This window comes from Paenibacillus sp. LjRoot153, from assembly GCF_964253085.1.
Lineage (GTDB): Bacteria > Bacillota > Bacilli > Paenibacillales > NBRC-103111 > Paenibacillus_E.
Genome location: NZ_CAXUQH020000001.1, coordinates 1,374,425 through 1,398,119 on the forward strand (window position 1 = coordinate 1,374,425; position 23,695 = coordinate 1,398,119).

At 43.5% G+C, this 23,695-nt stretch carries 18 protein-coding genes; 9 read left to right on the plus strand and 9 right to left on the minus strand.

Annotation, left to right across the window (positions count from 1 at the left end; genetic code table 11):
• Window positions 1-6: 6 nt before the first annotated feature.
• The gene (gene lpdA, locus ACSQ8P_RS06065; RefSeq protein ID WP_436234365.1) at window positions 7-1,419 is read right to left on the minus strand and encodes a dihydrolipoyl dehydrogenase; all 1,413 of its coding nucleotides are present in this window, start codon (window positions 1,417-1,419) and stop codon (window positions 7-9) included.
• 72 nt (window positions 1,420-1,491) lie between these two features.
• Complete coding sequence (locus tag ACSQ8P_RS06070) at window positions 1,492-2,250, minus strand: MBL fold metallo-hydrolase (protein ID WP_436234366.1); 759 nt, start codon at window positions 2,248-2,250, stop codon at window positions 1,492-1,494.
• A gap of 177 nt (window positions 2,251-2,427) precedes the next feature.
• Here ACSQ8P_RS06070 and ACSQ8P_RS06075 point away from each other — a divergent pair, with 177 nt between their 5' ends.
• The gene (locus ACSQ8P_RS06075) at window positions 2,428-3,021 is read left to right on the plus strand and encodes a TetR/AcrR family transcriptional regulator (protein ID WP_436234367.1); all 594 of its coding nucleotides are present in this window, start codon (window positions 2,428-2,430) and stop codon (window positions 3,019-3,021) included.
• 179 nt (window positions 3,022-3,200) lie between these two features.
• Here ACSQ8P_RS06075 and ACSQ8P_RS06080 read toward each other — a convergent pair whose 3' ends face one another.
• Together ACSQ8P_RS06080 and ACSQ8P_RS06085 are read right to left on the minus strand one after the other, a co-directional pair.
• The gene (locus ACSQ8P_RS06080; protein ID WP_436234368.1) at window positions 3,201-4,715 is read right to left on the minus strand and encodes a response regulator transcription factor; all 1,515 of its coding nucleotides are present in this window, start codon (window positions 4,713-4,715) and stop codon (window positions 3,201-3,203) included.
• Window position 4,716: 1 nt separating this feature from the next.
• Window positions 4,717-6,507: a sensor histidine kinase gene (locus ACSQ8P_RS06085; RefSeq protein ID WP_436234369.1), complete on the minus strand. Its 1,791-nt coding sequence runs from the start codon at window positions 6,505-6,507 to the stop codon at window positions 4,717-4,719.
• 157 nt (window positions 6,508-6,664) lie between these two features.
• Between ACSQ8P_RS06085 and ACSQ8P_RS06090 the strand changes: the two genes are divergently transcribed.
• The 5 genes from ACSQ8P_RS06090 to ACSQ8P_RS06110 all read left to right on the plus strand — a co-directional run bounded on the left by ACSQ8P_RS06090 (window position 6,665) and on the right by ACSQ8P_RS06110 (window position 15,748).
• Entirely contained in the window at window positions 6,665-7,984 is a 1,320-nt protein-coding gene (locus ACSQ8P_RS06090; protein WP_436234370.1) for an ABC transporter substrate-binding protein, read from the plus strand.
• 27 nt (window positions 7,985-8,011) lie between these two features.
• Window positions 8,012-8,884 carry a carbohydrate ABC transporter permease gene (locus ACSQ8P_RS06095; RefSeq protein ID WP_436234371.1) on the plus strand — a complete coding sequence of 291 codons (873 nt, stop codon included), beginning with the start codon at window positions 8,012-8,014 and terminating at the stop codon, window positions 8,882-8,884.
• Window positions 8,877-9,695, plus strand: coding sequence for a carbohydrate ABC transporter permease (locus tag ACSQ8P_RS06100; protein WP_436234372.1), 819 nt, complete (start codon window positions 8,877-8,879; stop codon window positions 9,693-9,695). The genes ACSQ8P_RS06095 and ACSQ8P_RS06100 overlap by 8 nt, the downstream gene beginning before the upstream one ends.
• A gap of 398 nt (window positions 9,696-10,093) precedes the next feature.
• A complete protein-coding gene (locus ACSQ8P_RS06105; protein ID WP_436234373.1) occupies window positions 10,094-14,758 on the plus strand; it encodes a glycoside hydrolase family 3 C-terminal domain-containing protein in 4,665 nt (1,554 codons plus the stop codon).
• A gap of 204 nt (window positions 14,759-14,962) precedes the next feature.
• A complete protein-coding gene (locus tag ACSQ8P_RS06110) occupies window positions 14,963-15,748 on the plus strand; it encodes a family 43 glycosylhydrolase (RefSeq protein WP_436234374.1) in 786 nt (261 codons plus the stop codon).
• Window positions 15,749-15,884: 136 nt separating this feature from the next.
• Here the strand turns inward: ACSQ8P_RS06110 and ACSQ8P_RS06115 are convergent, their stop codons facing one another.
• A complete protein-coding gene (locus ACSQ8P_RS06115; protein WP_436234375.1) occupies window positions 15,885-16,775 on the minus strand; it encodes an AraC family transcriptional regulator in 891 nt (296 codons plus the stop codon).
• A 118-nt stretch (window positions 16,776-16,893) separates the two neighbouring features.
• On the opposite strand from ACSQ8P_RS06115, the gene ACSQ8P_RS06120 reads away from it, so the two are divergent.
• Entirely contained in the window at window positions 16,894-18,780 is a 1,887-nt protein-coding gene (locus ACSQ8P_RS06120; protein ID WP_436234376.1) for an ADP-ribosylglycohydrolase family protein, read from the plus strand.
• A 20-nt stretch (window positions 18,781-18,800) separates the two neighbouring features.
• On the opposite strand, the gene thpR is transcribed toward ACSQ8P_RS06120, so the two are convergent.
• A complete protein-coding gene (gene thpR / locus ACSQ8P_RS06125; protein ID WP_436234377.1) occupies window positions 18,801-19,388 on the minus strand; it encodes an RNA 2',3'-cyclic phosphodiesterase in 588 nt (195 codons plus the stop codon).
• Between the two features lie 171 nt (window positions 19,389-19,559).
• Here thpR and ACSQ8P_RS06130 point away from each other — a divergent pair, with 171 nt between their 5' ends.
• Window positions 19,560-19,742 (plus strand): hypothetical protein, encoded by a 183-nt coding sequence (locus ACSQ8P_RS06130; protein WP_436234378.1) that lies wholly within the window; start codon window positions 19,560-19,562, stop codon window positions 19,740-19,742.
• 90 nt (window positions 19,743-19,832) lie between these two features.
• On the opposite strand, the gene ACSQ8P_RS06135 is transcribed toward ACSQ8P_RS06130, so the two are convergent.
• Window positions 19,833-20,600, minus strand: coding sequence for a hypothetical protein (locus ACSQ8P_RS06135; RefSeq protein WP_436234379.1), 768 nt, complete (start codon window positions 20,598-20,600; stop codon window positions 19,833-19,835).
• 154 nt (window positions 20,601-20,754) lie between these two features.
• On the opposite strand from ACSQ8P_RS06135, the gene ACSQ8P_RS06140 reads away from it, so the two are divergent.
• Entirely contained in the window at window positions 20,755-21,657 is a 903-nt protein-coding gene (locus ACSQ8P_RS06140) for an ROK family protein (protein WP_436234380.1), read from the plus strand.
• A gap of 162 nt (window positions 21,658-21,819) precedes the next feature.
• Here ACSQ8P_RS06140 and ACSQ8P_RS06145 read toward each other — a convergent pair whose 3' ends face one another.
• Together ACSQ8P_RS06145 and ACSQ8P_RS06150 are read right to left on the minus strand one after the other, a co-directional pair.
• A complete protein-coding gene (locus tag ACSQ8P_RS06145) occupies window positions 21,820-21,990 on the minus strand; it encodes a hypothetical protein (RefSeq protein ID WP_436234381.1) in 171 nt (56 codons plus the stop codon).
• A gap of 77 nt (window positions 21,991-22,067) precedes the next feature.
• Window positions 22,068-23,579, minus strand: coding sequence for an RICIN domain-containing protein (locus ACSQ8P_RS06150; protein ID WP_436234382.1), 1,512 nt, complete (start codon window positions 23,577-23,579; stop codon window positions 22,068-22,070).
• Window positions 23,580-23,695: the final 116 nt, after the last annotated feature.

Sequence of the window (23,695 nt, forward strand, 5' to 3'; positions counted from 1 at the left end):
CGTCATTTATTTAAGCGTGTGAATCGGATGTCCAAGCGCACTTTCGGCTGCATCCTTAATCATTTCTGTTAAGGTTGGATGTGCGTGAATGGTAAGTGCGATGTCTTCCAGGTTAGCGCCCATCTCAACTGCAAGTGCAAGCTCGCCAATCAAGTTCGAAGCTTCCGGACCTACGATTTGACCGCCAAGGAGAGTGCCTGTTTCTTTGTCTGCGACTAGCTTCACAAAGCCTTGACCTGCGTTCAAAGAGTTTGCGCGGCCATTCACGGCGTAGGGGAATTTACCGATCACTACATGGAAGCCTTGTGTTTTAGCTTCGGTTTCGCTTTGTCCTACGCTGGCAATTTCTGGATCGGAGAACACAACAGCAGGAATAGCTTTGTAGTCTACGACGCTGGTGTGACCTGCGATCACTTCTGCAGCCACTTTTGCTTCATAAGAAGCTTTGTGCGCTAGAGCAAGACCAGGCACAACATCACCAATCGCAAAAATGTGCGGGATACTTGTTCTGCCTTGGTTATCGACTTCGATCAAGCCGCGATCCGTCATTTTCAAATTAATAAGATCTAGACCAAGCTCGCCATCTGTATTCGGACGACGACCAACATTTACAAGAACGTAATCTGCCGTGACTTGTTTTTCTTCGCCTTTGACTGTGAACGTAACGGTCACGTCGTTGTCGCTTTTCGTGCAGGATTGTGCCAACGCTTCAGTATGAACTTCTACGCCAACTTTATCCAGGTTACGTGCAACCAGCTTCGTGAATTCTTTCTCGAAGCCAGGCAGCACGTGATCGGAGCCTTCAAGCACTGTAACTTTCGTACCAAACTTCGCATACGTTTGCCCGAGCTCGATTCCGATGTAGCCGCCGCCGATCACAATCATGCTCTTTGGAATTTCATGCAGGCTGAGTGCTTCGGTGGAAGAAATGATTCTTCCGCCGAAAGGGAATGCTTTCAGCTCGATTGGACGAGACCCCGTCGCGATGATGCAGTTTTTGAAACGGTAGCGAGGAGCTTCCGCATCGTTGAACACACGTGCTTCGTGCTCATTGATAAACATCACTTCTCCTTGGAACGTTTGGATCTTGTTGCCTTTAAGCAAGCCGCTCACGCCGCCTGTTTGTTTGGCAACAATGCTGTTTTTCCAAGCTTGTACCTTCGCAAAGTCCACTTTCACGTTCTCTACAGTGATACCCATGCTGTCCGCGTGCTGTGTTTGCTCATAGGTATGAGCAGCAGAGATCAACGCTTTGGAAGGGATACAGCCGCTGTTCAAGCACACGCCGCCCCATTCCGCTTTATCTACGATTAGAACGCTTTGACCAAGTTGAGTTGCACGAATGGCTGCTACGTAACCACCTGGGCCAGCTCCGATGACGAGCAAGTCAATATCTAAAGAAGCATCTCCTACTACCATGTTGTTCACCTCCAAGAATTTGAGCCGGAGAACCTCCGGTGTTCCGTATTTGGTTGCTGCAATTGGTTATTGTTAGAATGAGATAACCTCCCCATCGTAAGGAACAATAGCAGCATGTTCGAGGCTTCGCGCCTTCAGAAAGGATTGGAGATGCTCGCGCTTGAATGTACAATGGCTGATTGCATCCATATGTACGGCAACAATTCTCGTGGTTGGAGATATGTGAGCAATACGGACAATATCTTCAGCCGTCATCGTGATAATGGTCCCTAACAACATCTGCGCGCGCGGCGTATTCACAATCGCGATATCTGGTTGATATTCTCGAAACACCGCTTCAATTTCTGACGTGTAAATACAGTCACCGACGATGTAAATGGAACCATCCGCTGGTGTGCTTAATATAAATCCGGATACTGGACCGAGCAGCTTGGCGGCTACGCCTAGAGCATGTTGTCCTTTTACTCGTTTCATCTGAATTTCGCACCATTCATAAGAATCATAAATCGCATTTACATGAAAGAAACCGGCCTTTTGTAAAAAGGCTTGATCCTCGGGTTGACAGAAGACAGGTATTCGCTTATTCAGAACGGAGAAGGCCTTCTTATCCAAATGGTCAAAATGTCGATGTGTCAGTAGGATAGCATCTATATTCTCGAAAAAGTGCAGCGGAACAGGCAGAGGGGTTAACGGATTTCTGCGAAGTGTACGAGTAAAAGGAACCGGCGGGAGCTCACCGACATCACTTAACATAGGATCAATCAGTATTTTTTTGCCGTTCACGGTTAAAACCGATGTAGCGTTTCGAATGTGTTGAATTGAGATAGACATCGAGACCCTCCTTTTTATATTTAATACCGACCGGTCTGTTTTAAATTAACACAGTTCTGCGTACGAATCAAGCATATTTTTCCACGTAACCTGAATCACTCCACTAGCAAAATTGACCGTGAGGAGTGATTATGTTATTTTAAGACCAATCGGTACTATTTGAAGTGAGGGATAGATATGGGCAAAGGGCAAGTTACGAAGGAACATATTATACGCCAGTCCGCTGGGTTATTTAATACGAAAGGGTATACAGGTACGTCTCTGTCGGAGATTATCGAGCGCTGCAATGTTCGTAAGGGAGGTATCTATAATCATTTTGAAAATAAAGACGAAATTGCGCTGGCTGCATTTGATTATATGTTCAATCAATTAAAAGACCTGTTGTCCAAGGCAGTGACTGAGCAGTCCGAACCAACCGAAAAAATACTGGCGATCTGCGAAGCTTATATCATGCTGGTTGAACAGGATGCATGCGAGGGCGGCTGCCCCATTATGAATACCGCAATTGAGAACGACGATGGTCATCCGATGTTAAAACAAAGAGCCCAACTAGCTATGAGTGAAATCATGTCGGGTCTGGGGGGGATCATCAGGGAAGGCATGAAGCGGCAGCAGTTTCGCAGCAATATCGATGTGGAAGCGGCGTGCAGTGTAATAATCGCTCTAATCGAAGGTGGGGTTATGTTAAGCAAATTGTATAATGACAATAAGTATATCCGGCATTGCACGAACCAAGTAAAGGCGTATATGCATGGAAGTATGGATGTCTAGGAACTAAGGATAGATACAAAACTTAATTTTGAAGAAAAACCAGCTAACTCTTACGTTTGCTGGTTTCTTGCACTTCAAAACTTATTTGTCACACAACAAGAAGAACAGAGATATTCGTGTACAAAAATGTTTTTTAAGTAGAATAAAATTGGAGCGTGGTATAGATATCAAATCCTATTTTATTTAGTCTTATAATCACTTGGACTATATCCCGTATACTGCTTAAATGCCTTGCTGAAATGAAAGGGGTCTATATAACCAACATGCTCGGCAATTTCTTTAATTAAGACAAATGGATGCTCTTTTATAAAACGACAGGCTTCTTCCATTCGAATTTTGACAAGATAGTCAGGGATGGAGCTTTGATATGCTTTCTTGAATAACCGGTTTAAATAAGCCTGATTCAACTGGAAGTGGTCTGCGATACTTGTTAGTGAAATGTTCTCATTGTAATAGTTATGGATGTATTGCTTGGCATCCTTGGCCCAATCTCGGTTGGTGGCTGGTTCGTTCTCTGTTTTAAAGAAATAAGAACTCCATATCTCCTTTATTTGGGCGAATAATTCATGTATCCTCCGTACGCTCCAAACCACATCGCTTAATTCTGCCTCCATTGCTTGCATAGTTTCGAAGTTCGTTGGGATGGAATCCTTAGAAAGGTTGTGTAAGGAGTGGGAAATGAACAATAGTAGCTGCTCCCAACCTTTTCTAGATTCTGGAACCTGAAGGTTTTGTTCTCCGGACATTAACAAGTCTAACTCTTTGAAGAATAACTGTTTCTGTTTTTTTATGACAAATTGGGCCAATCGCTGAGTAAAAGGTTGGTACGATTCAAGTAGGTGTTGGATATTTTCAGGTACGGTGTTGGAGAGCCAGAAACAGTAGCCTCCAAAATGGCTTTGTACCCAAACTTGTGCCTTGCATTGTTCCAAAAGTTCTGGAATAGGCTGTATACCTTTCGTAGATAAGGCCATAGAAACTGTAATGCCATTTCCAGTTACAACCAAATTTTTAATTGCTTTAGTCCACTCCTGTTGACGTTCAGATGAACAAGAGTGAACACCGACTAAGAGAATTCGTTCATTTGCTGAAACTGATGGAAGTGAGAAGTATTTTTCCCCTTCGTTAAGCAAGTTTTCGCAAAGATTTTCAAGCCCCTCGGGAAAATCCCCTTGTGGTTGCCAAGCATAGACGAGGATATAGTGGCCATGATAGAACAGTTCCTGGGCTATTTTACTCCAGTTGGTTAAGGAGTTGTCTGGAGCTGTGGATACACCGCTGATCTGACTGGCGACCTCACCTTCAAGCAATTTCTGATTAAGTAAGATTTTTTCCTTCATTTGTTCCAATAATTCCTGAATCTCAGAATCGGATGCGGGTTTGAGTAAATAATCGGTTATACCTAGCTTTATTCCTTGCCTTAAATATTGAAAATCATCATGGCCGCTTATAATAGCACATTGAATTTCAGGTACTATCTTCCTGATCTTTTGAATCAACTCGAGTCCATCCATAATCGGCATGTGAATATCCGTTATTATCGCATGGGGCTGAGTCCAGTGTAGCTCAACAAGAGCGTCTTCTCCGTTATTGTATGTGCCTAATACTTTGAAATCAGAACTGATCGTAGTAATTTTCTCCTTTAAATGTCGCAATATACGGGGCTCATCTTCAACTATAATCATGCGAAACATATTACCCGTTCCTCCTTAAGGATATCGTGAATTCCATACCTCGTGGGAGATTGCTAAGTGCAAATTGCACCTGTTCGTTCCAGAACAGACGGCACCGTGTTAGTGTATTGATGATGCCGATATGGCCAAGCCCTTGAGCGGATAAGTTATCTAATTGCCGAATCTGACCGTTGTTAAGCTCTTGGATCAAGTCTTGGGTTTCATTAAAGGAAGCTTCCGAAAACCCAGATCCATTATCTTTAATTCGGATCTCCCAATAATCGCTCGTGTCGTTGATCATAACTGATACTTCTATAAACCAAGGTGGACGAGCTTGCTGAAAACCATGTGTAAATGAGTTCTCCACCAATGGTTGAAGCAGGAACTTGGGAACAGGTTCATTGTCGAGGGATGGATCAATCTTTAGGGAATAGGAAAACTGGCCCTCGTATCTGAACCGCATCAACTCTAAATAGTCGGTCGTGTATCGAATTTCTTGGTTAAGTGAGACCGAATTGCTGACAGACTGGGTTGCGTATCGAAGCATACTACTGAGCTTCTGAGAGATTCGAGCATGTTCTGGAAACCCCGATTCTTCTGCATACGAAGCCATCGATGTTAAGGTATTGAATAAGAAATGTGGATTCATTTGAGCATACATCGCTTGTAGATGGGCTAGGTTTTCTCGTTTTTGAGCTTGAAGAACCTCATTTAGGGAATCGTTGAGTCTGGTTCTCATATCTTCAAATGTAGAATAGAGTGATGCAATTTCTTTCGTGTTTCTTAGTTTCTTAGGTGTTGAGATGTTCATATTATCAATGTTCAATTTATCTAGACGAGTTTGTAGATATCGAATGGGGGATGCAATACCTGCGGAAAGGATATAGGCAATAAAAAGCGATATGCATTCTCCCAGAATTCCTAAAAGCCAAATCATCTTTTTAAGGCGATCAATGGGTTCCATGACCACCGTCTTAGGTTGTTGTATGAGGACGGTTAGTCCACTATATTCAGATCTGAGTTGGGTCCATATGTCTGCCTCATTGCTATTCTCTCGCTTGATCTCAGTAACATTTCCAGACCAAGTGGGTATCATCAATGGCTCTTGGTTTGCTTCCATAATGGGATAGAACAGTTTCTTATGGTCGTCTATAACGAAAACGTTTGATTGAGATGCTTTGTTTTGCCCAAGTTCCATTGTATCGGTTAGAAGCTCGTAGGGTTGTTGAATCTCAACAACCGCTGGGGTCAAGGCGGAAGGGAAATTAAAGCTTCGTACTAAGGAGTAATACAAATCTCGGTTCTCTAGCCACTCATTTGTACGAGGAGGTACAAGGAGTTTTTCACCCTCCAGTTGCAGAGTTTCTTTAATCCATTGGACCGCTTCGATTCGCGGCTTGATATCGGGTAAGGTGCTCATGTTCTTCCCGTATGTTAGAAAAAAACCGTTTAAAGAGATCAAATTAATTTGTGAAGCGATAAACCAGGGGCCGTTAAATGAGGCCAGCAGATCCTCGTACTTCTTTCGTTTTGTGAAACTTTGAAAGCTTGTGGGATCTGCTTCATTTTGTTCAATTAGATAGTTTTTAATATCCGTGCTATAAATGACCTGTGCTGAAATACGATCCATGTCTTGAACAATATGATCTAAAGCTTCTTGGTAACGATATAATTGTTGTATATTCGCTTCTTCCACACGATTCAACAAATCCTTGGACGTCTGTGAGAAGTATAAATAACCGCTGCTTGAGACCAAAATAGAACTTAATAATGTAAAACCAAGAAAAAGTCTTGTTTGTATTCTTAGCTGCAAATCTTCCCCACCCCCGAATCGATTATATCATGGATGAAAAAGAGATTACTGAAAGGTTCATTATTTACATGCGTGAGGTTCATTATTTCCATTCCGAAAGATTATGCAATGACCTAATATAGAGAAGCAATCAACCACATATACGGAGGGGTTAAAAATGGCAAAGGTTAAAGGTTTAGCTCTTGTTTTGCTGGCATCAACCATTACATTATCTGCATGCGGACAAAGTAGTAGTAATACAAACACACAAACTAATGAGACTGAAAAAACAACCGCATCTCAGCCTGCGGATAAGAAACCTGTGACGCTTAAGGTACTGGTAGCAAGTGATTGGCTGAAAGAGAAAAAATGGCAAATCGTATTTGATGACTGGCAGCAAAAGACAGGAAATAAGTTGGATATCCAAAGCGCTCCTGTCAATAACTATAAAGACTTAGTGAACACCCGGCTTGCAACGAATGATGCACCGGATCTGCTCTTTTATTGGAGTAATGAAGGGGCAGTGAAAGCATTACAACCTGAGAAAAATTTGCTCGACCTTAGTAATGAAAGTTATATTTCCCGCATTAATCCTGCTACGAAAAAATACTCCTTTGGCGGTAGTGGCAAGACGTATGGTATCCCGGTTACTGGCATGAGTGTATCCGGTGTCATCTATAATAAAAAGGTTTTTGCAGACTTGGGTCTTTCAATCCCTAAGACATATGATGAATTTCTGGCAATTTGCGAAAAGATCAAAGCCGCTGGAAAGACTCCTGTCTATGAGGCTGGAAAAGAAGGCTGGCCGCTTCAACTCTTCTCCTTTAGTGCTATGACAAATGTCATCAAAAAGCAGCCGGAGCTTATGGGGAAAATCAGCAATCGCAAAACGACCTTAGATCAAGTACCTGAATTTGTAGACGCACTTCAAAAACAAAAGGATCTAGTTACGAAAGGTTACCTAAATAAGGATCTATTCTCAGCAACTTACGATATGTCTCTTGAACAAGTGTCTACTGGTAAGTCAGCAATGATCTTCCAAGCAGATTGGGCGATAGACCCGCTCTTGACTAAGTACCCGGATGCTCAAATTGGGATGTTCCCATTACCATGGGATGGGGATCCATATGCAGGCATTTCCGATCCTAACGGGCTATATGTATTCAAGAACTCCAAGAATCTCGAGGCCGCTAAAGATTTCCTGAATTTCTTCAGCAGCGAGCAAGAATTAACGAAGTATTTTAACACTGTTAAATCGATTCCTACCTGGACAGGTCTGACAATTGATTTAAATAAAGGAACTGCTGATATGAAACCGTTTGTAGATGAAGGGAAAGCTGCTCCATTCTTTAACAGCTTAACCCCAGTAGAAATCGGTGATTATCAAGGACTTCTGCAACAAATGTACGGTGGTACTATGACACCTAAAGAAGTTGCTGTTGGATTGCAGGCGAATATAGATAAAGCTGCCAAAGCTGCTGGAGTAACTGGCTTCTAGGTATTTGACGGAAGGATAGTGGAGAGTATGCTGCAAAAAAGGATGTATCCCGTTTGGTTTGTTATTCCTGCCTTATTCATGTTTTTGGTCTTATACGTATATCCAACCGTGTCTGGCTTTTATTATTCACTAACAGACTGGTCGCCATACAAAGAACAAATCCGCTTTATTGGTTTTGAGCAATATCAAGACCTATTTAAAACGAAAAGCTTGTATCAGGCAATGGAACATACCTTAATATATGCTTTCATCGTAACCATTTTTCAAAATGGGCTGGGCGTTATCCTGGCCCTTTTCCTGAACACCAAACTTTTGGGACGTAATTTGTTCCGAAGCATCTATTTTCTGCCGTGTATTTTGAGTGCGATGATTGTGGGCTATATGTTTACAACCGTTCTTCATCCGGAAGGTATTCTGAACCAATTCCTCCGCACTTTTGGCTTATCGAGCTGGGCGAAGGATTGGGTTGGTGATCCGAAATTAGCACTGTTTTCAGTTGCGGCTGTAACTGTATGGCAGTGGGTTGGCTCTTCTATGGCACTATATCTTGCAGGCTTGCAAGGTATTCCCAAGGACTTGGTCGAAGCTGCGGTTATTGATGGTACGACATATCTGCAGAGACTTCGTTATGTCATTATGCCTATCTTGGCACCGGTAGTAACAATCAGCGTTGTTCTGGGCATGATTGGATCGATGAAAACCTTCGATTTAATTTATGTTACGACTGGAGGCGGGCCAGGGGGTGCTACCGAAGTGATGAACACATTTATCTTGAAGCAGTTTAGCCAAGGCCTATATGCTTATGGAACTGCTGCGAACGTTATTTTGTTCCTATTGGTATCCGTTGTTTCCATCCTTCTTTTTAAGCTTTTACAGAAGGGAGAAACGGCCAATGAGTAACCGATATGGATTATTGTTGCGAACAGTCTTGGTGAGTTTGGGAAGTCTTTTGATATTCATTCCGCTTATTCTAGTAGTCTTAGGATCTTTGAAGAACCCTGCCGAAGCAGCAAAGTTGGATTTGAGTTTACCTGGTCAGTGGATATGGACCAATTATAAGACAGTTTTTATTGAAGGAAGATTACTCAATGGTTTAAAGAACAGCGTACTTATAACGTTCTCTACGGTTATTCTAACCATATTTGCTGGTTCTATGGCAGCCTATTTTCTTTCAAGGCGTCAGGGCAAGTGGGTTCAGTATTTGTTCCTTTTATTTTTCTCTGGGCTAATTGCACCACCGTCCATGATTCCGACAATTAAACTACTGAAGTTTCTTCATATATCTGGGGAATACATTGGTCTCATCCTATTCTTGACGACACTTATGCTGCCATTCACCATATTCATCATGAGCGGATTCGTAAAAAATCTGCCAAGGGAGCTGGATGAAGCGGCCACTATAGATGGTGCGGGTAGCTTTAAAATGTTCAGTAGAGTCATTTTTCCATTGCTCACACCATCGATTGCAACTACTTCCGTCTTCGTTGCGATTTTTACCTGGAACGATTTTATGAATACTTTATATATCATAAGCGATACCAGCATGTGGACACTTCCATTTACGGTATACAATTTTGTTTCCCAAAAAGGGACGGAATGGCAGCTTGTTTTTGCAGATCTGCTTGCTGTCATGCTGCCTATGTTGGTCGTTTATTTATTCCTCCAAAGGTATATTATTGAAGGGATGACCGCTGGTGCCGTAAAAGGTTGAAGTTTGAAATAGGATGTCGAAAAAGTGAGCACCATGGGATCAATCTTTTGATGAATAAGCAGTGGAAGAAGCTGTCGAGAAATAAACTCGGCAGCTTCTTTACCGTTATATAAGTAATTGAGTTACTAAGGAAGTTGGTGATGAAAAGTGCAGAATTTACATGGTGTAGGTTCAGTATTTCCATTCCACAATTTCCTTGGACGATCTACGATAATAAGGAAATATTTAGAATATGGAAGGGGAGGGAGCAAAAATTCAATTTAGTGTGCATCTTAAGAAAATAGCGACTGAGATGTTTAATGGGGAAGGTATTTTCTAGTAGTCAGATTTTGTGTGTGTTGGTGTTAAATCAATCGATATGTAAGCGCTTAATAATTGAAGAAAGGGTTGATACCTTAATGATTAGAAGTAGTACCTCCAAGTTTGCAAGTAAAATGCTATCCTATACCCTCGTCTTCACGGTATCAGTCGGCTTGTTTTCTGGCAGCGTCCTACCTGTCCAATTAAATGCAGAAGAAACATCTCCAATGTTTAAAACACAAGTTGGCGGTGTATTTGACGGGATGCCGCTGTTTGACGGTGTTCCGGAGCATTTGGACCCGTTCGTTGATACTTTATTCAATTATACTGGATTGGAAGGGCCAGCCGTATATGTGGCAGGAGCTCGTAACATCTACACATTGAAGAGTGGTCCCAATGCAGGAAAAAAAATACCGGGCGCACTGTCGGCTTCCGACAATGATCAAGGAGTTTCAACGGACTTTCCTGCGTATGTTGGATTGGGACAGTCGTGGAATAAGGACCTTATTGCTGACGTCGGAAATGTAATGGGAGCTGAGAAACTCAGCCAGCTTAGAGTAAAGCAAGGGGAGTCCAATATCCAAGACGGACCTAATGCCTCTCTTTCCGTAGCTTTCACAGCAACCAGCGACTTAAGAGTCAATCCGTTAATAGGCCGGTTTGATGAAACCTTTAGTGAGGATGATCACTTAACCTCGACTTTGGTGGATACGATGGCCACAGGACTTAGCGGAACCGATCAAGAAGACAGTGCAGATGGTTTTTGGATGCGAGCAGCTGTTGGGACAAAGCATTATTCAGTCTATAATTCACAATGGTTCAGAGGAACCACTAGCAATAACGCAGGTGCCCGTTCAATCTATGAGTACTATACCCGTAGTCCATTAAAGGGATTTGAAAGTGGATCTTTGGCTGGTGTTATGACATCGTATGGGAGGACAAACGGTATCCCGAATATACTTTCCCCTTTTCAAATCTATGCGAATGATCATTCAAAATACGGGGTTTACAGCAGTACGGACTTTTATAGCGATCGTTATGTTTATAGTGATCCTTTTAAGCCTGGAGGTGAGGCGCAAGGAAACGGCTACGATGCACAATATACGATAGACAGTGCCCATGCTGCTATATTATTCACACTAGCCAAGTCGGGGGACGGGCTACAGGATGTTCAAGGCATAGTTAATGCTGTAAATTCAGGGCTATATGGGGTCACGAAGGAAGATTTAATTGAAGCCGCTCGCGCGCAAGTAAACCAAATGGTCCGTCTCGGTATCTTTAATGAAGTTGACGAGATGGGGATTCCTAAATATTATCCGTTTGCAAATGGAGCAAGAGATGTTTCTGTTACTCAAGCTACTTATGCTGTACCTGAACATCAGGAGGTAGCGTTGAGAGCTGCGCAGGAAAGCATCGTGTTGCTTAAGAATGACGGAGCTCTCCCGTTAGCGAAGAACAAGAAAGCGGCGATTTCAGGAGTTTATGCCGATTCAAGGTTTAAAACATCGAAATCATTACGTGTAACTCCGGGTTTGCCGAATTCTGGAGAATCTCCACTTACATCCATCATAAAACAAATCGGAGCTCCTAATGTTTCATACAATACCGGAAGTAAAGTAATAACACTAAACTCCAAATTCAATGGGAATACGGTATCTGCTGCTACGTACAATGCCGGCGCACCACTCGTAACGACTGCAGGAGCATTAGATACGTCCGATTCACGTCAGCTTTTCGAAGTTTACGATTGGGGACAAAATGGTGTTAGTTTGCTTTCGGCACAAAATAAGAAGTGGGTAACCTCTCCAAATACGAGTAATGCTCCAATTGGAAATACAGACTCTACAAAACTGAATTTGACTAGCAATGACTGGAATGGAGAATTATTGCAAGGAAACACAAGTACCATACCCCCAACCCTGAGGATTGAACCGAACAGTGACGGAACAGTTTCATTGATAACCGACACATTTCATCTGAGCTTCTTCGGGAATTTTACAAACAAATACTATACAAACGGCAGATTAGTGCTCACAGACGATGACGGAAGTTTAAAAACATCAAGTACAACATTAACAAATTCTGCTGCTGCTAGTGAAGCTAAAAAGAGCAGTAGGGCTAAATATGAGTTATCAGTGGCAAAAGAGGTAGGTGCTACTGCTGCTGCAAGAGCAGAAACTGACGATTACGCTGTCGTGTTCGTTGGGTCCATACCACGTCATAGTGCAGGTGAAGGGAATGATAGATCCAGCCTATATATGGGGGATGACGACTACAAACTTGTAAAGACAGTTTCAGACGCATTCGCTGCAAAAGGAAAGAAGACGGTAGTTATTGTTCGATCCAGTTTCCCAGTCATCATGAAAGAAATACAAGATAATCCCAATGTTTCGGCCATTTTGTATCAGCCTTATGGTGGGCAATACGATGGAGAAGCGCTCGCTCAAGTGCTCTATGGAGATTACGCACCAACTGGTCGTCTAACTTCCACTTGGTATGCGGACATGTCTGCTTTGCCAGCAATATCTAAGTACTCCATACCGGAAGGGACTACGACTCAAACATTGTCGACTACAGACCCGCGGTATACGGTTGACATGACAAGTGCAGACCCTATTGAATCCAAATTGACATATATGTACACGAAAGCTCCTATCACATATCCGTTTGGTTATGGGCTGAGTTATAGTGGTTTTGAATACAGTGGGTTGAATCTGTCCAAGTCCATGAATGATAAAGAAACATACACGGTTACAGTAAATGTGAAAAACACGGGCTCAGTGTATACATCTGAAGTTGTTCAGTTGTATATGAAGAATAACGAATCGGCTTACGGCGAGAATGCACCATCCAAGAAGCTGGTTGCTTACGACAAGGTGGCGCTTCATGCAGGAGAGACTAAAAAAGTTACGTTAAACGTCGATCCCAATGATTTAGCTATTTGGGATGTCAATAAAGGTGATTTACATGTGGAGAGTGGCATCTACATGGTTATGGTAGGCGCATCTTCCCAAGATATCCGGCTTCAACAGGAAGTGACTGTTACTGGAGCGCCTCTTCAGCAGCTTAATATTTATAAACCTTTTAACGTGTTTGACCATTCTTTTACGTCTAATGACGTGATCTATGGTGAAGTATCCAAAGAGCGTACGGCAGTTAATTTAAAAGAAAAGAACGTCGTAGCTGGTTACTATGCCGTGGGATCTAAGAAAAATGGATCATGGACTGCCATTCCGAAAGTGAACCTGACCGCTGCTAAACGGGTGACAGCACGTGTGGCATCTAATGCTTCTGGTGGTATAATTACCCTTCACACGGATTCACCTTCGAGCGCACCGATAGCTGTTATTGATGTTCCTGTTACTGGCCCAAAATCTTACACGATTGCAAATGCAGGCGTGCCGGTAACTGAACTCGGATATACGGATATCACAGTTGATTTGAGCAATACGACACTGAAGGGTGATCACGACCTATACGTTGTGTTCAAGGCTCCGGACCTTCGTATTGATACGCTTTCTTTCCAGACGAAACCGGCTGTCAAGGCAGTTGGTCATATCATAGCATTCCAAAGTAATCCGCATTTGACTGTAGAGGCCGTCGAAGTGCCATTCGGAGTTGGAGTTGCCGATTTGAATAATTGGACTTTCGATGGAGGTACAAGTGGTTTGGCACTCGGATCCGTTACAGTGAACGAAACAGGAACTTTGGCAATCATACAGCTGTCGGGGACCGCATCGTCAGGGGGTACGATTGCTATTATTCCTAGAGCAAATGCATTTGATGGAAATGTTAGTGATGGAAATGCTGTGATATTCACAATTGAAGGCACAAATTCCGGTACTGATACACCTCAAACTTCCACGCCGAGCCAAGGTAGTCATGAACAAGAGAAACCCCTAGTTCCCAAAGCAGTTGTTAAACCAGTAACCGACACTGAAAATCGCAAAGTTGAGCAAGTCAAAACGACAGGGGCCAAGGTCTCAGGCACACCATTTAAGATTTCTCTTGAAAACAAAAAGGGGCTGTATGTTGTCGCACAGGTAACGGTAACGCCTATTAACGGACAAACCATTACAACACTTGCTCGGGTCAATGATGACGGAAGCTTGTCACCCGTACCTAGTAAGGTAACAACAGATGGGGGTGGAAATACGGTTATACAGTCCTTGGTTTCCTCGGAAGGTTTGTATGTTCCGGTTACCGTTCAACGACATTTTATTGATGTGCCTGATACTGCTTGGTATGCAGATGATGTAGCACAAGCAAGCAGCCTGCTCCTGATCAACGGGGTGACAGAGACGACGGTAGATCCCTATTCGGCTACAACGGAAGCTCAGACATTAATGGTAGCCCTAAATATACTTGGCATAACACCTGAGAAGCAGATAGGTGATACCAATTGGTTCGACGCAGTCATAAGGGAAGCATACCAGCTGGGTTTGGTTGGTTACTCCTCCCTCTCCGCGGATCAAGAGTTTTCCCGAAGGGAAATGGCGATCGTACTTAGCAATGTTTTAAAATCTGCAGGAATTGATGTGGCACTATCGGATGATGAGGTAAAAGCTATGCTCAGTGGTTATACGGATGCAGAAAATGCAAATGCTGAATATCGGAAGGCTCTCGCGGTTATGTTGAAACAGGGCATACTTGTAGGAATATCTTCGAGCGAGATTGCCCCGGATGATGTTCTCACGAGGGCACAGCTTGCAGCAGTTGCCTTACGAACGCGAAGTATTATCATGAAGCATGCATTTCAATAATTTCAATCGCCCCAATACCCTATCGGGTATTGGGGTTTTCATACTATCGAGAAAATTCTAAAGAAAGGGTAACAAATCTAAAAAGAAGGTCAGTGATTATCACTGACTTTTAAAATACAATTTGTATGAAGAGATATATATCGTGTTTCATCATAGGAGGAGTATTACAGTGATGAAAGTTCTTCCTTGCATCCTTCAAAATTCATGGATAGACCTCACATCATTTATAATCGCTTCACGAAGAAATATGTATGCTGGTTGAGAATCATGCAGCCGGACGCGTCGCAGAAATCGACCGTTCTTGTCGCAGATGATTTCTTTGGACCCTATACAATTGTCAGAGATGGCATCAAGCCTCTCGGTATGAGCGCAGGAGATTTTGATCTGGTTGTAAACCCGAGCGATGGCAAGGCCTATTATTATTTCGAGAGAGTTCACAGCGAGATGATTTGTGCGGATCTTACCGATGACTATTCCGACGTTACTGGCTATTATTCGACCCACTTCCCGCAGTCACATCCACCATATGTACGGGAAGCACCAGCGCACTTTTATAGAAATGGACTTCATTACCTGGTGACCTCTGGAACAACGGGATATTTTCCGAACCCTTCTGAAGTGGCTTGCTCTAATCTTTATCATGGCCCGTTTGAAGTACTGGGGAACACACATGTAGGGGATACGACGAACACTTCCTTCGGTTCGCAGATTTGTTCCGTTTTTAAGCATCCACTCAAAAAGGATCTATACATTGCATTGGCCGATCGCTGGGTTACGGAACATACCCCTGGAAATCCGACTACGTATGAGGAAGCTGCGGAAAGGTTTGACCGGATATTCAACCCCAACAAGGGGATGGATCCTACTGTAGACCATTTTAATCCAGTGGATTCGTCAAAGGCGGGTTTTGTATGGTTGCCTTTTTGCTTTGATGGAAAAATGGCTTACCTCGATTGGCATGAAAATTGGCGTATTGAAGACTATGAATAACTGCTATTATAAGAACCGTAAGGGATAGGTTAGAATTTTCAAAAAAACCAAAAAACAAGGAGTTGTCCAGTAGATGAATCTACTTGAGGACAGCTCCTTGTTTTTATATATAGAATTGCCACATTCATACGCACTTTTACCCCAGTGGCTCTTTATTCCGATAATGCAGAGGTGCAACACCTTCGATCTTTTTAAACATACGGCTGAAGTAAAAAGGGTCTGGATATCCGACTTCACTGGCAATTTCCTGAACACTTTTATCTGTCGTGCGAAGCAGGTGTTTGGCGCGTTGGGTTTTGAGCTGGTGGATATAATTGTGGATGTTCGTTCCCGTATATTTTTTAAACACCTGACAGAGATATTCGTATTTGCGATCCATCAATCGCTCTAAGGTCTCTTTGGAAATGTCCGAATCATAAAAATTATTCAAATAATCGACTAGATTGCGAAATGTAAGGTATGAAGCGGAGAAAGCAGTGTCCAAATGGTTTTGCTTCAAAAAATCATTCGCCATAAGCCGAAGTATTTCGCCAAGCAATAAGGTGGCATGAAAACGGAAATAGCCCTTCGGTTGTTTCATTGTCTCCACTAGCTCTTCAAATAATCCTAGCAATTTATAACGTTGTAAGGAACGAAATTGACGCGGGATGACAAGCAAATCCTCATGCAGGTTTTCCGTGGTTCTAAGCTCCGTCCGTTCGGCATGGACAATATTAAGCTCGGCAGCTCGATCCAGCACGAATTCATTAAGGGAGGGTGTACTGGAAAATTGAACCCAAAAAAATTGCCCCTGTCGTTCTTGGGAATTCCAACCGGAATGGGTTTCCCAGGGCCTCATAAGAAGTGACTCCCCCGCTTGTAAGCTCATACGTTCTTCGGCAGTCTGTAAGTGCACCGTCCCGTCGGCAATGACGATAAGCTCATAATAGGGATTATGATGCTGACTGATGAAATGGGGGCTATTTGCATTGAAAAGATCGGCCCATTTGACATCCAGTGTGGATAATCGCGAAAGAGAGTAGTGCATGGCATGACATCCCCCGATGTTTTTTCTTTTTAGAACAAAACTATGTACATGGCACTCTATAAGGACCGCTCTTATACTAAAGTCACTGATTATTATATCAAACAACGGAGGTTTTCACATGAATACAAGCATACTAAATGAACAAGATTACTATCGCATCGTATTTGGGGGATGGCTGGGGAAAAATATCGGAGGAACGCTTGGTGCACCCGTCGAAGGCAAGAAGGAACTGCTTGAATTGAACTTTTATCCGGAGCTGCCAGACGGCCCGCTAGAGAACGATGACTTAGATCTGCAATTGGTGTGGTTGCACGCCTTGGAGCAGTATGGTCCGGGATTGACCGCCCGTGAGCTTGGGCAAGAATGGTTGGAACATGTCTTTTTCCCGTTTGATGAATACGGCTATGCGTTGACGAATTTAAGAAGAGGTCTTCTACCGCCAGTTGCAGGCTGGTTCAACAATCCATTCAACGACTGTATGGGCTCACCTATTCGTTCCGAGATTTGGGCAATGGCAGCTCCAGGAGCGCCGGAAATTGCGGCTCACTATGCGTATCAGGATGCGATTGTAGATCATGCTGGAGGCGAAGGAGTTTATGGTGAAATGTTTTTCGCTGCATTGGAAAGCGCCATATTCTTTGAGAAAGACAGGGATCGGTTGATCGAGATAGGAATGAAGTATATACCTGAGGATTGTCGCACCTCCAAGGCCTTGAAAGACCTGCTCCGTTGGCATCAGGAGGGGAAGAGCTGGATTGAAACGCGGTTGCTCATTCTGGAGCACCATGGAAGTGACAATTTCACTGATGCACCTCAAAATATAGCCTTCACAATCCTTGGATGGTTGTATGGCGAGGACTTTGAAGACGCGATCTTGAAAGCAGTCAATTGTGGTTACGATACAGATTGTACCGCAGCAACGCTGGGTGCGATATTGGGAATGCTGCTTGGACCGGAAGGCTTGCCTGCTAAATGGGTAAAGCCGGTCGGTGACCGCATCGTTGTCAGTCCCCCGATCAAAGGATTCCCTGCGCCTAAGAACTTGGACGAGTTAACCCGCCGTACGATCCGTATGGGCAAACAAATTCTTGCGGCTTGGGATACGGGGATTATGGTGCATTCAGAACTTCCCACTTCTTGGAACCCATCGGTGGCAGTGAGAGAAACGGATGAAGCGATAAGGGAACTTTGGGAGAGAGAAGTAACATCCAATCATTACTTGCTGCCGCAGGGAACGAAAAGTAACCCGGACGCAGCTTTAATTATTGACTTCGGACCTGACGGTCCAGCTATTGGATCGGGTCAAAGAAAGGTACTGCAGTTCACGCTGACGAACCGTTCATTGACACCCATTCATGGAAAAATGGCATTAGATCTACCTTCAGGATGGCATGGATCGGCAACGATTGAGATTAGCCTGCAACCTGATGAATCCTTCAAGTGGGATACGGAAATCCTGGCTGGACCGATTGCTGTAGCAAGCCATGAGCTAACGTTTAGCTGGACGCGAATGCATGACCATGCGGTATGGTCCGTGCAGAAAGTGTCGTTTGCCTTGGTCAACTCATCCCGATGGATCGTCTGGGGACCCGAATCTAGCGAATGGGAAGAGATTTATGTCCCAGGGAACAGGATACAATGGGAGAAAGTTGGGATAAATGCATTGGGGTTGACTTTAGAAGGCGTGTACAGGGCGCAAACAATGCTTACCAATCCCATCGAGCGTAAGCTGAGACTTATTGCAGCTGCGAATAGTCCCATAACGTTGAAGTTGAATGGTCAGATTGTGATTGCGTGCACAGAAACGTTGGAATTCATGCCGGCGTATCACCGTGCCCCTGAACAACAATATGTAGAATTAACACTTGCAGCTGGAAGCCATCTCGTGGAAGTTGAAGCAATTTGCGATGGCTCACCGCTTGCGGTGTATATCTTGCCGGTGGCACTTCTCGACACAACATCACCAGGCCCATTCTATTACTATACGGATATATTGTTGGGGTAAACGTTGTGAATCTACGGACATCAAATAGAAAACATAGCGAAAGAAATAGTTTCATACATGGGCAGCTTGTTCAAATGGCTCCGATAAAGCGTAACTTCATTGGATTGCCACGATAGTAGGTCTCCTAGGGTAGAATTGGGCATTGTAAAAGTACTCAGCTTATTACGATCAAATGGCGTTGTACCCGTATAATTGCGTGCAAGCGTTAGATGTGGGTGAAAAGTACGCTCTTCAGGCTTAAAGCCAAGCGGCGTGAGTGCGGCGGCCACCTGTTGCTGTAAGCTGTGAAGCCCTTCTACGTCGCCGCCAACCCCAGCCCACAGCACAGAAGGTTGGGTTGATCTCCCGAAAAAGCCGAGGGATTCCAGACTAAGCGAGAGAGGACTAGATACTGTCATTATTTCCTGCAGAACTTTAGTAATGTGAGGAACGCTGTCTGACGGTGTATCCCCGAGAAACTGCAGCGTAATATGCAAATCCTCAGGATGGACCCATTTACGAAAAGACAGATGTGGCTTTGTTTCATCGATCCAGCCGGCGACCACACGCTTAATATCGGACGGGACCGGCACAGCAACAAATAAACGAACTAGATGCATTGAATTCATAATAGCCTCGCTTGTTTCATCGTATGTTTATGCTTGTTCAGTTTTAGCATACCCATTATTTGGTCAGTCTGATTCATGTCGCAATGCAAATATAAGTCGTGTATAACGATAAAAAATAGCGTCATAATATAGCTGGAAGTCCATCTTTTAGAAAAGGAGGATATAAATGAGATGACATCAAATAGAGGACAGCAAGGGGCTCATGGTATTGGACAAATTGTTAAGCAACTGAACAATCAGGCAGAAGCCGCGGAGCAAATTCAAGGAAGTAATCAGGTCGATCAAGAAATCAATGCAGCCGCAAATCAGCATGGTTCAGAGCTGGATGAAATATTCAATAATGATAACAACTAGCAAAATTTAGATAAACCAACGATCAAACAACCTCACTTCAATTGAAGTGAGGTTGGGCTAGGTTTCAGGAAATTAAAAGAGAAACGAATATTATTTGTCATAGATGATTTGGTTGAAATCAGTACAGGTACGTAAAATGTCAATAGGTGGGCCGATGCATGCTCTACCACCCAAGACAAGTCTAAAATGACCATGAGCAATGTCTCCAAATTCCCCTCTCAAAGTCAATTCTAAAAGGAATAGACCAAATTCTCCGCCTAAGCTAAGTGTGGGATTCCTCAAACTTATCGTTCCGGAGAGAACAGATGCCCCGAATATTCTCACAGTGATTTTAATACTTGGTTCACTGGGATCAACATCTAAGTCTAGACCTAACCCATCAATTAAACGTACAGAAAGACAAGTATGACCCGCAGGGCATGAGACAGGCGGTGGCTGCATGAGATTATCAACAATACGTTGACTAAGAAGAACGTTCTTGCTGATTGTTCTAAGTTGATTATGAATTCTTTTCAAACTCTTTTTGGTTTCGTTATTGTATTTTTTGCAAGCTAAGAGACGACCAACCATACGTTGATTAATAAGAACATTTTGTTGAATTGTTCTAAGTTGGTTTTGTATTCTTCGCAAGGCATTTTTATCGAATTTTTTGCCTGAGAGAACGAGTTTAGTTCCAATCGTGTGCTGATTAATGAGAACTCTTCTGTTGATAATCCTCAGTTGTTTCCTAATCTGCACTAAGAGCTCTTTGTTGGAAGTCTGTCTAAATTCAATTATTGTCTTTCTATTGAGAAGAACGGCATTGTTAATAGCTATCAGTTGTTGTTGAATCCTTACTAAACTATTAGTTACTGGCATTTACTTGCACCTCCTTTGCAATACAATACTATATGTTCCATTTCATATTTTGATATAGGACAAACATGTAATTGTAGCCAAGGATTGAAAAATGAGAAAGCATTGAAAGTAGAATATGTGGTAAAATCGACTTCATATAAACATTGTAGGGGGAATGGACATCGTGCTTTATGGAGCCATCGAAGCAGGGGGAACCAAATTCGTTTGTGGTATCGGAAATGAAGAAGGTATCATTGAGGATCGGATTAGTTTTCCAACGGAACATCCCGAGCAGACATTGCAGAAGGTGATTGACTATTTTGCAGATAAAAATGTGACAGCGATTGGCATCGGATCATTTGGACCCTTAAATGTCGATCCTAACAGCCCTTCTTATGGCTATATCACAACGACGCCTAAGCCAGGATGGGCCAACTATGATGTATTGGGGAAATTGAGACAATCCTTTAATGTCCCTTACGGCTGGGACACGGATGTGAACGCTGCCGCTTTCGGAGAAGCACAATGGGGAGCTGCACAAGGTCTTGATAGTTGTGTCTATTATACGGTTGGCACTGGAATTGGCGTAGGCGTATATATGGAGGGTCGCTTGGTCCATGGCCTTGTTCATCCTGAAGGTGGGCATGTGATGATTAGACCCAATCGGGATGATAGCTTTCAAGGGACATGCCCCTATCATGGTGATTGCTTAGAGGGAATGGCCGCGGGTCCAGCCATCGAAAAGCGCTGGGGAGTGAAAGGCAGTGAGTTGCCCGTAGACCATCCAGCTTGGGATTTAGAAGCTTACTACCTAGCACAATCCATTAGCTCAACGATATTAATGATGTCACCGAAGAAGATTATTTTAGGTGGCGGTGTGATGCAGCAAGCACATTTATTTCCATTAATTCATGCTCATGTTCAGAAGATCTTGAATGGTTACATTCGAACTGAATCCTTACTGGAGAATATTCATAGCTACATTGTGCCTCCTGGTTTAGGAACGAATTCAGGCTTGAGAGGAGCTCTTGCTCTGGGCATAGAAGCTAAGCGTAATCAAGTCGTTCTGCCTCAATAAGATGATTGTCGCCAGCAAATAATATCAGGAAACCCGTCTGACATAATTGTCATTCGGGTTTTGTTGTTTTCATTTATGGAACAGTGATTGAAGATGAAGGCGGGCCCACCCTTAAAAGGCTGCTCTTCCCTAAGTCGTGAAGGGAAGAGCAGCCCGCAGAAATTAAACTTGATTTTTGGGAATACCATTTAAACTTGGGACGGAATCAGCGGCATTGCTGCTCGTTAACGTTTGCTCTTCTTCGAGGAAACTGGCATTGTTTTGCTGATTGTTCTTTTTATCTGCTCGGTTATCTTCACGGTCGTACTTTGGATCTGCTTCATTTTTGGGCAACGTAATCACCTCCATCGTCGTTAGTATGAGACGGTTGCCCCCATTTTATGCCAATGTCCAATTTAAAACTGGAGAAACTAATTAGCAACTAACTGCCAAAGCTGATTCGTACCTCCGTTATCACTCCACTGCACAATTGTACCGCCGTCATTGATCGAACCTTGGTAGACATCCAACAACTTGCCGCTGTTGCGGTTCACGATTTTATAGTAGCTGCCAGATGGGACAAGAGACCACTGGAATTCATTGGAACCTGTTTCATTCCACTGCAGAACAGCTGCACCATCAACCGTTGAAGATTGCGATACGGCAAGTGCTTTGCCCGTTTTGACATTAAATATTTTCTTGTATCCGCCGCCGGCATCTACTAGCTGCCACTTCTCAGGATTGGTACCATCGTACGTCCACTGTATCGCATTAGCCCCGTTTACGGTGTTGCCTGCGCCTATAGCCAATACCTTGCCGCTTTTTACGTTGACTAGCCGATAGGAACCAGTTGCAGACGGTACGTACATGTCCGCATACGTAATGGCATTCTTATGACTGAAGTCTCCGCCATTGGGAATGAATAAACGGCCATTACTCAATTGTAGCAATTGGCGATTATACGAGCCGCCGATGGGCGTGCCCATCGCATCCCAGGTACCTGTTCCATCCGTTTTGGAATTAATGTAGATATCTGGACTCGCGTAGGAATTAGCCACAATTCTTCCATCACTTAGTACAGTAACAAATGGACTTCCCGAGTTGCCAAGGAAATAATTCGTGGTGACGCTATTCCAACCCGTTTCGGCATTTGTATTGATCTTGTAAGCACATGGATAAGAACCATTACTTAATCCAACTTCAAATGTCATGATAAAATTGCCATTCGCCATTTTGGCAACAATCGGCATTCCAGGACGTGTAACAGCATCTGGCCACACCACATCATTAACGACAGAACTCCAATTCACGCCGTCTGTCGTTGTTTGATGCACGAGTGTTTGGGCATGCGCGGGATCACGTTCATCGGAGTAGTAGACGATCAGCTTATTATTTTCGACAAGCAACCACGGTTCCCAAACGGGATCGGCCCCAACGGCATTGGCGCCGGCTGTCGTTATGGTGCTGACAAATGTCCATGTCCGTCCAAGATCCGTACTCTTGTACATTTCCAATTTGGTGGCCGACATATCACTCGGCGTGGCATCTCCAACAGCAAGTAAAGTACCTGCAGCTAAGCTGCCTATGGCTTGAGGCAGCTCGAACAGCTGAGGGCAGTTCTGCATGCCCCAACCAGGACCATCTACCGTATTGCTGACATCGCCAACTTTTGCCCAGGACAGTCCGTTATTAGTGCTTTCATAAATGGGGAATGTAGGTATTCCGGTCGTTCTGTTCTCCCAAGTCGTGTACATTTTCCCATTGTTGGTACCACTGTGTGTCAGTTGAACGGTTCGAGGTGATAAAGCGCCATAAGCGGGCGCACTCGCTGGCGATGTGTACATGGTCAAAGGGCCATAAGCACTAACAGATGTCGCCATCGTTACGAGCATAACGAGAAATAGAAGTAATGAAACGACGGTACGTTTTGCATTTTTTTTCATGAATGTAAGTCCTCCCGATTTTAAGTTAAAAGAAGTTATTCTCAACTTCGCTGCCTAGTCTACAATTTCATTCCTTCCCTTCATGATTTTTGTTAAGCGCTTACAAATAAAATGAT